Below are 12,797 nucleotides of genomic sequence, written 5' to 3' on the forward strand. Positions count from 1 at the left end.
CGACACTATGAAAGAAAAAGGATTCATTTTTTTACCTCCAAATTTCGATGCTTTTACAGCAGAAGAAGCACTCGATCATTTGTTAGTGGAGTTTGTTCGCTGGAGTGATCTTACTCGCTCGGCTGATAAGCATTTAAGCGGAGTTCCTGTGCAGGAAGTTAAAGACTTTCTGATGAGTTACCCTTCAGAGCAATTAGTTGTTATTTTACCTTCTGCATCTGTCTCTATGATGGAAGTCGCAGTACCAACTAAAAAAGCCCGTCAGCTCAAACAAGCCTTGCCTTTCATCGTGGAAGAACAGACTGCACAAGATCCGGATAGTTTACTTCTAGTTTCTGACTATAAGCCTACAGATGGTCAACTAAATGTGACGGCGGTTGATAGAGAACTGATTGAGAAAGTTGTCGATTTATTTCGTCTGATTGGCCTTGAGATAACCGATTTGTATGGCATCGAGCAATTGTTGCCAACCCTTGAACAGCAGCTAATGTTGTTAACTGATGGAAAAATGGCTTTTCTGTCTCAGCAAGGTAAGAAGCCTATTTATCTGTCTGCTCAACAAATACCCTGGGGTCTTAAAAAGTTTTGGTCTCATACGGATGAGACAGCATCACTTACAAATGTAAAATTGGTCCTCACCGAGTCATGTGAAATACATTATTCCGAACTGCAAGAAAGAATCGAAAATGCACTGCCTGAAAGTCAGGGCGTCGAGTTCTACTTTGATAAAATAGAAAGTATCTATCCTTATCTGGTTTCATTTGCAGCGACGGGCTCAAATGACTCTGATTATTTTCAAACGCTACTCGTAGATTCATATAAGCCTAAGAAACAAACCAATCCTTGGCTAGCACTGTTAACGCCAACACTTGTTTTTGGAGCGATTGTACTGTGCTGTCATTTGGCGTTAACTTTGTATAACGGTTGGCAATATCAACAAAAAGCCAATGAATTACAGGCTCAAATCTATTCCACAGTGAAGAGAGCCATTCCTTCTGCTCAATTATCAAAACTACAAAGTGATCGAGCACTGCGCTCGAAAATTAAATCAACCTTAATGAGGTCTGGCAGTTCGACTGAGGCTGTACTACTTGATAATGTAACCTCCGACATTATTAATGCGCTTGCAGCATTTTCGAAAGATAAAGCGCCTTATGTCCAACGATTGTCATATCGGGCTGGAACAGGTGAAACGCAGTTAGAATTACATGCCAATTCTTTTGCCCAAGTTGATCAATTCAAAGACTCTATGGATAAAACCGGGTACCAAGTTACGGTAGGGTCTGTCACAAATGATAATGGCATATTCAAAGGCCGTTTAATTCTTCAGTCCAAGGAGGGGTAGTGCTAATGTCCGTCATTGATCGTTTACTTCAAAATCCTACTGTTCAACCCATACTTGTTCAATGGAATCAGCTTTCGTCTCGAGATCGTCTGGCACTTAAAGCGTTGGCGACCTTTTTTGGGTTATTTGCGCTATACAGCGTTGCTGTAAAGCCTGTTCTTGATTATGAAACAGCTCAAATTCAGTATTATGAAAGTCGCTTAGAGTTTCTTAAAGAGGTTAAAGACCATGAATCTGCGTTGATGAAGGCTGACTCATCAGGACAGAGTACTGGTGGCACACCAACCTCACTTGTCAACAGGTTGGCTAGAGCTAATAAAGTAGCTATTAAGCAGATCAGTCCAGATAAAGACAAGCAAGTTAGAGCTACGTTTGAGAATGTCGAGGCATTATCTCTACTTAGATTAATTCAAGAGCTTTCTCAGAAGCATAGTGTAGTGGTTGTTCAAGGATCTATTGACCGTCGTTCACCGGGTAAGGTCAATGCTAAGCTAGTTTTTGCAGGATAACTCGTTCATTTTTCTAATATTTATTGGTATTCAGTAAGTTACATGCTAGCTTATATTTAAAAGCGAGTTTTTAGGGAGATTTCAAGGTGGGTGATAAGTTTGATAAAAATGACCTGCGATTTGTAAAGGCTGATAAAGATGCAACGGGCGATTTAAAGTCCTTACTGCTGCATGTTTATGAGGATGAACCAACCTTCCGCTATCTCTTTAACGCCAATAAGCCTGCCTATTCACAGCGTGTTCGTGCCACCATTCGTGAAGCAGTTCATAGCTATTTTGATGACGACCATACTGTTATGTGTCTTTATCATAAGCATCAGTTAATCGGTTGCGTTTTTATCGGAACATCCGATGAAGAGCTTAATGTCACACACAACCCTATCTGGTACGCAAAGATGGTATTGACCGCTGGTTTCGATGCCACAGATCGCTACATTAAATATCAACAAACTCTGGTCACTTCAATGCCAGAACATCCTTGTATTGTTTTACCTCTGATGGGTGTCCATCCAAAATTTAGAGATCATGGATGTGGTCACTATCTTATGGAAGCCACGCTTGAATATTGTCAAAAATATTATGACAAACCAGGCATTGGTGTCGAAGTTGCTAATCCCGAGTACGTTAAATTCTGTGAAGGATTTGGTTTTCAAGTAATGAACCAAATCAACCTTGGAGAGACTTCTACTACTGTGTTGTACAAATCATTTAAGTGATTTGTGTTAGTTCTCATTCTCCTGAAGGAAATTCCATGAAGCAATATGATTTATTTGTAATCGGAGCTGGTTCTGGTGGTGTCCGAGCTGCTCGTATGGCTGCGGCTCAAGGTGCGAAAGTGGCAATTGCGGAGTCACGTTATTTCGGTGGTACATGCGTTAACGTTGGTTGTGTTCCGAAAAAGCTATTTGTTTATGCTTCTGAATTTTCTCGTATTGCTGAATCATCAAAACGATTTGGCTGGGACATACAGGTAAATAATTTCAACTGGCCAACGCTACTTCAAAATAAGAACAGTGAAATCGAGCGATTGAATGGGATTTATTCACGCTTGCTAGATAACTCTAATGTTGAAGTCTATGAAGGTGAGGCCAAGCTTATTGGTAATCACTGTGTTCAGGTCAACGATCAACAAATAAAAGCGGATAAAATCCTCATAGCAACAGGTGGTTGGCCTGTTAAACCTGATATTCAAGGTAGCGAATTGGCGATTACGTCCAATGAGTTTTTTTTCTTGGATGCATTGCCTAAAAGAGTGCTTGTTGTCGGGGGTGGTTACATCGCTGTGGAGTTTGCTGGCATTCTGAATGGTTTGGGGGTTAATACAACCTTATCCTATCGAGGTGATAAATTACTTCGCGGTTTTGATGAAGATGTACGAAACCACCTTACAGAAGAGCTTGCCAAGTCTGGCATGACCCTAGATCTTAGTCGATCACCAACCTCTATTGAAAAGGTAGGTAACGAATATCGCGTGAGCTTCAGTGAAGGTGAATCGATATCAACTGATCTAGTAGTATTTGCAACTGGCAGAAAGCCTTTAACGTCTGGATTGGGGATTGAAAATACTGCAGTAGCATTGGATTCCAATGGAGCCGTTATTGTTAATGAGTTCTTTGAGACTGCTGAATCTGGCGTCTTCGCTTTAGGTGATGTAATTAATCGGGTTCAGTTAACACCAGTTGCGCTTCATGAAGCAATGCGATTTGTTGCAAATGAATTCAAAGGATCTGCTCGAACAGGTATGGATTACAAAGATATTGCTTCTGCTGTTTTCTCCCAACCGAATGTCGCGACTGTTGGATTAAGTGAAGATGAAGCGAAGCGTCACTTTAGCGACGTAGAAATATATCGCTCTTCATTCCGTGCTCTTAAAGAAACGATTTCCGGTTCTGATGCAAAAACGCTGATGAAAATCGTAGTTGATAAAGCATCAGATAAAGTGCTTGGAATGCATATGGTTGGCGATCATGCAGGTGAGGTTATACAGGGCTTCGCAGCAGCTATTAAGATGGGGATTACAAAAACTGTTCTTGATTCAACGGTAGGGATACATCCGACCAGTGCGGAAGAATTCGTTACTATGCGAGATCCTGTATCCTAAAAATATCCAACGTTGTATTTGATTCCTATCTCAAAAAATTGGGGCTATAAAAGCCCCAATTTTTTGTCTAATTATGAGTCAACCATTCTTTAAGAATGTTTTCTAACTCATTCTTTTTAAATGGCTTTGAAAGGTAGGCATTCATGCCGACGGATAATGCCTTATCATGCGCTTCCACTAATGCATTAGCTGATAAAGCGACAATTGGAGTCTTGTTGTTTAACCCACTGTCTTTTCGTATTTGCTCTGCGGCCTGATAGCCATCCAGTACAGGCATTTGGATATCCATAAAGATAATGTCATATTCTTTCTGACGACACTTCTGTACGGCTTTGAAGCCGTTTTCAGCGACATCTACCGATATGCCAATTTTCTTGAGCATTGCCACAGCGACCTTTTGATTGACAGGGTTGTCTTCTGCTAAAAGTGCTAAGCCCAGTTGTTCACCATCTACTTGAATCACGGAAGATGCTAATGGCTTGTGACTCGGGGTGTGATTCGAACGCCGATAGGGTAGTGAGAGGACACAAGAAAAGGTAGAACCAACACCGAGTTGACTTTGAACCTTAAGTTGCCCGCCCATCAATTCCAACAGGTTTTTGGAGATGGATAAGCCAAGTCCCGTGCCGCCATACTTTCGTGAGGTGGAACTATCCGCCTGGTTGAAGGATTCAAACATCTTTACCAGCTGTTGTTTTGAAATTCCAATGCCAGTGTCGACAATATCAATCGTTAGCTCTGTGGTATCGGCAGACAGCATCTTGTGATGGACACTGATCTTAACAAACCCGCTCTCAGTAAACTTGATCGCATTACCAACCAAATTAATTAGGACTTGCCGTAGACGGGTGGGATCGGACTGGACAGAAATGTCCAGATTTGGTCCCATCTCAAGGACAAAGGGGAGTTTCTTATCTTCTGCAATGGGTTCCAGGCTTTGATGAATGCTTTTTAATAGCTCAGGTAATCTGAAGAAAACCGATTCGATATTCATTTTACCGCTTTCAATTCGTGAGAAATCAAGAATATCGTTCACGACTGTTAGTAGGTGTTCCGTTGAATTGATTGCTGTCTGAACGTAATCTCTTTCTTCTTCTGAAAGCTGGCTGGTTTGAAGAAGTTGTAACATTCCCATTACACCATTCATCGGTGTTCTAAGCTCATGAGACATAACGGCAAGGAACTGACTTTTTGCGTCCGAGGCCGCTTCTGCCTCTTGTTGTGCCTGTTTTACTTTTTCCAGGTCTCTTGCTCTGGTGGATTCATGAATCTCCAGGCTTTCTGCAAGGGAATTTACATTAGTCTGCAGATGTCCTAATTCGGACTTTGTACTAACTTCAATTCGCGCAGATAAATCGCCTTTAGTGAGCTGATGAACTGTTTTTGATAGTTCAACAACTGGTTCTGAGAGAGAGCGGCCTATCCGCCAAGATACCAGGAGGGCTAACAGTATTGCAGGAAAGCCTATTGATAAACCGTGGATAATGATCTGGTTATGTTCTCTTTGTATTTGTTCACTGGAAAGAAGTACAACAACCCGGCCAAGTTCCAGGTTATCCATTGTTTGTTTTTTCCCTTGCATACCAATATCACGAAAAGCAACGGGTTTATAAATGATATGCGAGTATTCATGAAGATTCGGCCGGTTAATTTGCTTGCAGTCACCACGTTTGTAAATCAGTGATTGTTCCTTAATGACTTTGACGCAAAGAACTTCAGGGTCGACCAACGCATGATCGGCATGGGGATCTAGATAGCTTCCATCCCCACTGAACAAAAGCAGCTCTGAGGAAGTAGCAAGTTGAGCGGCTAAGAGAGTGCCTTTTTCATCAAATCGATTAATGGTGTCGCCAAAGCGTGTATAAATAAAAAATCCGACGAGTAGTGTAACGATTAGCAGCGAAGGAACTACACCAAGAAACATAGTCCTTTGGAAGATAGTTAAATGATTAAAATTCATTTACTTTGTCTCCCAGAGAAGCCTGTAGGATTTTCTTTCCGATGATCTCATCATCAGGGAGTTTAAGTGAAAAAGTCTTCGCTGCGGTATTGTTAGTGACTATTTTGGGTGAGATTGGGAAATAGATACCAGGTAGATACTCTGTTTCCTCAAAGCTTTTGATTAATCGAATGGCTGATTTAGCAATATCTTCTTCAGTTATACATAAAGTGGCAATACTTCCTGATACAACAAAAGATTCATTGGGGCCGAAAACAGGTCTTCGTTCACGGTAGGTATTGAGCATCAAAGCTCTTTGGGTTGATTCATTGAAAATACTTTCATCGGCTAAAGCCAAAACGGCATCGTTTTGTTTGATGACGTCTTTTACTTGTTGATCAAATTTCAGAGAACCATAACTTTTGTAGCCTGAAATACGAATCGATTCGTGTTTGTTTGTCTCAAGGTATTTGTACTGTATTTCAGATTTGCGGCTATAGATAACCGCAATCTCGATATCTCCGCTGATGATTGCCCTAGCGATGTTCAATTGATCAATGGGGGATGGAATGGGCAACAGAAAAGCTTGTTCCTCAATGTCCGATTCACTTGGTGTTTCACAAATATAAATCACCTGGAGATGTTCCAACCGTCGCTCGATCTCGCAACCATATATGATCAGTCTATCCAGAGAGGACGTGCTTGGAACTGAGCGTCTATGTTTAAACCCGTTATCGAAATAATATCCAGCCACTTGGTTGGATAGTTTGGAAGATATGACATAGGACTGCGGTTCTCTTGTGAGAGACCAAGTATAATTGCTCAATACCAGAGCAATCATTAAACAAACGTTTCTTAAAAGTTTTAAATTCACGGCTAGGCTCCACGGTCATCATCCATGAACCGCGTAAAAGCATTTATAATTTTTCGTCAAGAATATAACAAACTGCCTAACGAACCAAATTTTCGTTAATTTTTTGACTAATGGTCAAAATTTTAAAGGGAGATGTATCTGCAGAAGGTGAGGCGTTATTTGTCAGGTTATTCAAAAAGAGTGCGCCCGTGTTTGGGCGCAAATCAAATTAGATGTTGGTACTTGAGATGAGTTTGTTAGCTCTCTTCATGACTCGGTTCGCAGTGCTTACTTTACGCTTCTTAAGAAGTTCATCTGCAAGATTAAGATACTTATCCGCCATATTTTTACGGGTCTCTAGCAGAGGCGTAAAATCTGCCGGCAGTTCTTTGGATAGCGATTCCAGTCGGTCATATAGCTCATCCATTGTGGCTACTGTTCGGGTTTTATTCACTTCAAGGTTTAAGTTGTCAAAGCTGTCTTTATAAAGAACAGTTGCTGCCTGATACGGGTATTCGGGGGTCTCACCTTCAGACTTTGCTTGGTTGTACTGTGCTAGTAATGACACTGACTCACTTAATTCCTGGCCTAAAGCAATCAATGCTTCCGTATCACTTGATTCACTAAAGAATACATTGCCAGCATGGATCAACGTCTTAAGACTTTGTACATCATGAGATTGAATTGCTGCATTAAACTGTTTCTTATAAGTGCTGATCTCTGCTGCAGTCAGGGCTAGGCTGTATGTATTGTCTATGTATTGCAACTCATTCAGAAGGTAATAGATATCATTATCTGATTTTTCATAATGTCCTTTACGAAGTAGCGCATGTAGGCGCTCATCAAGGGCTTCAATGGCAGCTTGTTTGCCACGCTGAATGATCAGCGCTTGTTTCGCCAGGATCTGAGAGTCAGGGAAGTAATCAATGATGTCAGCAAGTAGAGTCTCCGCGCGTGGATAATTAGGGTACTCATGCGCGCCATCATTTAATGCCTGGTCTACCTTCTTCTCGTAGGCGTTTATTAAAGATTGTTTGTGTATTCTCAATAACCCTTGTTTCTCGATCTCAGTAATTGAGGTCAAAGTAGGGTAGTCCTTAAGAAACTGCTCCGAAGACATGTTTCCAAGCTTATCCAATAACGTCGCATGTTCTTGATACTGAGCGACTTGATCAAGTGCTTGATTAGCTGTGTTTTGTTGTAGATAGCTAAACCAGCCACCTAGGCCAATTGATACAGCTACGGTTGCTGCAATGGCAACTTTGGGCCAAGGGTTGCTGTTTAGTGCCTCAATAACTGCGGAGATATTTTCCGTTCTCTTGGCTTGATCGAAACTAAGCGCCAGCTGAAGGGCTTTCCATTGAAGATTATTTATATGTTTTGGTTTCGCAGCAGACTTTTTCTCTGATTTTGCTTTATCGGCAGGTAATCGATCAAAAGGATGCTTGCTAGTGAGTAGCTCGTAGGCAACGCACGCAAATGCAAATACATCATCTTTGATCGAAGGTAGGTTGCCAGCCAATAGCTCCGGACTTGCGTATGCAGGTGTATAACCGCCATGAGGTGCTGTTTGGTTAACATCGGTGGCTGAATATTTGTCGTGATTCACTTGAATGGCTTGGGCTACTCCAAAATCAAGAAGCTTAATGTGGCCATCACGGGTCAAAATGATATTGGCAGGCTTTAAATCTGTATGAACAATGCCGGATTGATGCGCATAGGATAGGGCACTGCACATTTGATTCAGGATCTTAATGGCACCATCTAATTTAAGTCCTTTGGGTTTGGAGCGCTTGATCACTTGATCCAGCGTCTCTCCATCCAGGTATTCCATCACCAAAAAGTGAATATCCCCATCCGAATCTACATCATATAAGCGAATAATGTTCGGGTGTGACAAACGTCGGGTTTTGTCCGCTTCTTTAAGTAAAAGCTGTAGGGCTTCGGGTTGTTTTACAAATTCTGGCTGCAAAACTTTGATGGCAACATAGACATCCTTAATTCCTGCTTTCTCTAGAGCCAGGTCTTTTGCTCTATAGATATCACTCATACCACCAGAGCCAATCTGAGTCTCAAGCTGGTAACGGTCTTTTATGCACTTTCCTTCCAGAGAACTTTTGGGCGTTTTAGCAGGTTTTGATCGAACGAGATCGATCTGAGTTTTATCAGGTACTGAAGTCGGTTCTGGTGTACTTGTTACTTCGTTGTCTGAGGACTTAGCGGGATTATTAGCGGTTTCTTTGCTGCTCATAGAGAACGGCCCTTCCTTAGCTGAATACGATCTTTTGTCCTTATTTAATCAACCTTACTAAAATGGCTATTGATTAAATATCCGTGGACTTTTATGGGTAAATCCAATAAAGGATTTCCACTCATGCTTTGATGGCGCAAGTCTAACACTTGGAATCGAGGACTAGCGATGCCAAAATCTATTCTCTGTAAACATTATTTTCCTTTTGTGCATTAGGTCGCATCTTTCGGGTTGACCAATTACTGCATACAATCTAACCTCCCCGCAATATAAAGCCCTTGGTGAAATTCAAAGCTTTCTCTATAAGCTTTTGCCTTTTTATCAGATGACAGGACGGTCGGACAGGGCATTTCAAAGGAATGAAATGGAACATAGGATATGTTGCTAGAGTTAACAGTCGTTAGCTATCACCGCTTGTCTTCTCGACAGGAAGCTATTAAAACGTTTGATCAATTTGGTGGAACTATTGGTCGTTCGGAATCCTCAGACTGGTATCTTCCAGATCCTGAGCGAGTTGTTTCAGGAACCCATGCCCGTATTGAAGAGCGTAATGGCTCGTTCTATATTACAGATCTCTCCACAAATGGTTTGTATGTAAACCGATCTGTTGAACCTTTGGGTACTGATAATTCTCACCTCTTAAGTGATGGTGACTTTCTCTCGCTTGGTGAATATGAAGTTGAAGTTCGTCTGGTAACTCAGTCTTCAAACAATGCTGTACCCGAATCAAGTGCAAGCGATCAACTGTTAAATAATTATCAAACAGAAGTCATTCCGTCTTCCACGCAGTCTTCGGCTGACTTGGGAATGGGGATTCCTATGTCAGAGTTTGCTCGTCCTCAAAGTTCGTCATCAACACCAGTAGTTGCCACAATTGAATCAATACAGTCTGTCGATGCTACCAGTGTTTCAGATACATTGGATGATCACTTTCTTCCACCTTCACCGCAAATTCCTGAAGAGTGGGACAGCCATTTTGCCCCAATTGACCCCATACCACCTAGTACACCTCAAGTGCCAGAATCGACTCCGATGGCAACTAACACAGCGGTCAATGCAACACATGTTGGCAGTACTCCCGTTCAAAATCCCCCAGTTTCAGAGGGATCTTCAGTAGATGAACAGCATATAGTTGCGTTGTTAAGAGGGATGGGCATTTCAAGTGATATGATTCCAGCCCATGCCGATGACAAATGGTGGGAACAGCTGGGTGGGACATTTCAGGAGCTGCTTTTAGGGCTTATGGATGTACTAAGAAATCGCTCTACAACTAAAAGCGAATTTCGTGTTAATCAAACCACGTTTCAGCAAAAAGAAAACAATCCGCTTAAATTCTCAGCTTCTTTGGAAGATGCATTTCATAACTTATTTAATAGGCCGGGTACAAGCTTCCTACCTGCCCAACAAGCGGTGAAAGATGCCTATCAAGATATTAATCGTCATGAAGAGGCGATTATGGCCGGGGCTAAAGGTGCTGTTAATGGTGTGTTAAATCAGCTGTCTCCTGAGCTTGTTCAGAGCAAAGACTTTACGACTTCGTTCATGGATAAGATGACTCCAGCGAAGAGGCAGGCTAGGTACTGGGATATTTACAAAGAACTCTACAAAGACCTTCAGAAAGATTTTTCAAATGAAGGTGAGCGTGCAGTAAATGATGAGTTTACTGCTGCCTACGAGGCAGCACTGAAGAAGTAGTGATGGCCGCTGCAGACAGCCAGGCCATCCTTGTTAATAAAACTTACTAAGCATAGAAGGGATGAACATGAATAGACTTATACAAGCAACCCGACTGCTTCTAATCTCGGGATTATTGACGTTCTTTACGGCTGGGTGTCAGAGCATTTATTCGGTTTTTCCACCATCGACTGATTTTCACTTTAAAGTCTCGAATACTCTGAATCCTGATATGGACGGACGACCTTCGCCAGTGGTTGTAAAAGTTTATGAACTGGCGTCACGGACTCGCTTTATTAATCAGGACTTTTTTGTTCTGTATGATTCTCCGGAGTCTGTGCTTGGGGTTGATCTCTTAAAAACAGAAGAGCTGGAATTTCAGCCTGGAGATCGACTTGAATTTAAAATGTCTCTTTCGCCTGCTGCTCAGTATGTAGCGATGGTGGTCGCCTATCGTGATATTGAAAAGGCTCGCTGGAAAGCCATTGTTGAAGTAGATCCTACGGATTATGAAAATCTTTACGTTTATATGGATGAATTGGCTGTGTACATTCGAGAGCATGATCTTGATATAAACAGAAATGAATCTCAGCAGGTTGCTGACAAGGATAAGGGCTCAGGTATCGAGATCCCAGATGAGCTAAAGAAAGCAGCTGAAGAGGTAGATCCTGTTGAAACGGTTGAATCGGCAACTAACAAGGATTTAGCTGCTGAGGCTAAAGGATTAGTAAACAGCAAGCTGTAATGTCAGTTTCTGGACAGAAAAGGAATTCATAATGAGCAGTACCAGCCGGGTATCATGGAACGAAGGAATGTTCCTTCGACCTCAACATTTCCAACAGCAAGATCGCTATTTTTCAAACACCCAAGCAAAGCTAATCGAACACTTAAATGCCTTTGCTTGGGGCGTTTACGATTATTCAATTGATGAACAACTGTTCAATTTAGGGCAAATTGGACTCGAATCCATCAATGGAATTTTTGCAGATGGAACTCTTGTTCAATTGCCTGAGTGTGATGAATTACCCACGCCCATAATGGTTCCTAAAGGGTGTAAAGATGAGCAGGTCTATCTTTGCTTGCCCATTGATAAGCCTACTGGGGTCAATATCAGTAGCGAAGACAGTTCATCTATCACCCGTTTTAAATATCTTGATCATGGTGTCGTAGACAACACCATTGGTGGCGATGCGTACGAAACTATTCAGTTAGCCAAATTACGAACGTTAATTAAACTCGAAAGTGAAGACCTGTCCGGGTATGTTGCTATACCGTTCGCACGTATCGTTGAATTGACAGACGATGGTGTGGTCCGTGTCGATAAAAAATTCATACCACCTTTGTTGAATGTACAGCGTAATGGACGCTTGATGACGTTAGTACGTGAAACAATTGGAATGATCCGTCAGAGAGCGGAAGCACTTGCAGCCAGAATTTCTCAAGGTCAAGGACGAGCCAGCTCAATCGCAGATTTTTTGATGCTTCAAGTGTTAAATCGGTATGAGCCGATGTTCAAACACTATATAGCAACCTCTGGTACACACCCGGAAGCCTTGTACCTCCAATTCATTTCTTTTGCTGGTGAATTAGCGACTTTTACAGCGAAAGAAAAGAGAGCGCCCGAGTTTGATAAATACCAACACGATAATCTGACCAGTGTATTTGGCAACGTGATGGTGGCATTGAATCAAACACTAAGTGTTGTATTGGAACAGACTGCGTTGGCGTTACCGCTAGAACAAACCAAGTTTGGTATTCATGTTTCACCGCTAAATGATAAATCTCTGCTAACTGATGCTCAGTTTGTCATTGCGGTCTCCGCTGACTTACCACATGAGGAAATTCGTAAACATCTTCCTGCCCGGATCAAAATTGGTTCTGTTGAACAGATCAGAGATTTGGTAAATAACCAACTTCCTGGCATTACGATTACTTCTCTACCTGTTGCACCAAGGCAGGTGCCATTCAATGCGGGTTACCATTACTTCCAGTTAGATAAAACGAGCGATTATTGGCCACGTTTGGCAAATAGTGGTGGCATAGCACTTCACTTATCAGGGAATTATCCAGGGTTGAAACTAGAGCTTTGGGCTATTAAGGGATAGTTCATAATTATCGGTATCGA

General features: G+C 41.9%; 10 protein-coding genes. 7 read left to right on the top strand and 3 right to left on the bottom strand.

Going from position 1 to position 12,797, the window contains the following annotated elements; translation table 11 throughout:
* Positions 1–7 precede the first annotated feature (7 nt).
* The 4 genes from gspL (at position 8) to gorA (ending at position 3,955) form a co-directional block, all read left to right on the top strand.
* Positions 8–1,345 (top strand): type II secretion system protein GspL, encoded by a 1,338-nt coding sequence (gene gspL / locus QQL66_RS11715; RefSeq protein WP_284381580.1) that lies wholly within the window; start codon positions 8–10, stop codon positions 1,343–1,345.
* A 5-nt stretch (positions 1,346–1,350) separates the two neighbouring features.
* On the top strand, positions 1,351–1,854 hold the full coding sequence (locus tag QQL66_RS11720; RefSeq protein WP_284381582.1) for a type II secretion system protein M: 504 nt from the start codon (positions 1,351–1,353) through the stop codon (positions 1,852–1,854).
* A gap of 86 nt (positions 1,855–1,940) precedes the next feature.
* The gene (locus QQL66_RS11725) at positions 1,941–2,570 is read left to right on the top strand and encodes a GNAT family N-acetyltransferase (protein ID WP_284381584.1); all 630 of its coding nucleotides are present in this window, start codon (positions 1,941–1,943) and stop codon (positions 2,568–2,570) included.
* Positions 2,571–2,605: 35 nt separating this feature from the next.
* Positions 2,606–3,955: a glutathione-disulfide reductase gene (gene gorA / locus QQL66_RS11730; protein WP_284381586.1), complete on the top strand. Its 1,350-nt coding sequence runs from the start codon at positions 2,606–2,608 to the stop codon at positions 3,953–3,955.
* A 67-nt stretch (positions 3,956–4,022) separates the two neighbouring features.
* Here gorA and QQL66_RS11735 read toward each other — a convergent pair whose 3' ends face one another.
* From QQL66_RS11735 to QQL66_RS11745, 3 genes are all read right to left on the bottom strand, one after another.
* The gene (locus tag QQL66_RS11735; protein WP_284381588.1) at positions 4,023–5,915 is read right to left on the bottom strand and encodes an ATP-binding protein; all 1,893 of its coding nucleotides are present in this window, start codon (positions 5,913–5,915) and stop codon (positions 4,023–4,025) included.
* On the bottom strand, positions 5,905–6,768 hold the full coding sequence (locus tag QQL66_RS11740; RefSeq protein ID WP_284381589.1) for a hypothetical protein: 864 nt from the start codon (positions 6,766–6,768) through the stop codon (positions 5,905–5,907). Before QQL66_RS11740 ends, QQL66_RS11735 begins: the two co-directional genes overlap by 11 nt.
* 208 nt (positions 6,769–6,976) lie before the next feature.
* Complete coding sequence (locus QQL66_RS11745) at positions 6,977–8,998, bottom strand: serine/threonine-protein kinase (protein ID WP_284381590.1); 2,022 nt, start codon at positions 8,996–8,998, stop codon at positions 6,977–6,979.
* Positions 8,999–9,376: 378 nt separating this feature from the next.
* Between QQL66_RS11745 and tagH the strand changes: the two genes are divergently transcribed.
* From tagH to tssK, 3 genes are all read left to right on the top strand, one after another.
* The gene (gene tagH / locus QQL66_RS11750) at positions 9,377–10,693 is read left to right on the top strand and encodes a type VI secretion system-associated FHA domain protein TagH (RefSeq protein WP_284381591.1); all 1,317 of its coding nucleotides are present in this window, start codon (positions 9,377–9,379) and stop codon (positions 10,691–10,693) included.
* A 67-nt stretch (positions 10,694–10,760) separates the two neighbouring features.
* A complete protein-coding gene (tssJ, locus tag QQL66_RS11755; protein WP_284381592.1) occupies positions 10,761–11,417 on the top strand; it encodes a type VI secretion system lipoprotein TssJ in 657 nt (218 codons plus the stop codon).
* A gap of 31 nt (positions 11,418–11,448) precedes the next feature.
* Positions 11,449–12,777: a type VI secretion system baseplate subunit TssK gene (gene tssK, locus QQL66_RS11760; protein WP_284381595.1), complete on the top strand. Its 1,329-nt coding sequence runs from the start codon at positions 11,449–11,451 to the stop codon at positions 12,775–12,777.
* Positions 12,778–12,797 lie beyond the last annotated feature (20 nt).

Origin of the sequence: Litoribrevibacter albus, from assembly GCF_030159995.1 — a bacterium.
GTDB lineage: Bacteria > Pseudomonadota > Gammaproteobacteria > Pseudomonadales > Litoribrevibacteraceae > Litoribrevibacter > Litoribrevibacter albus.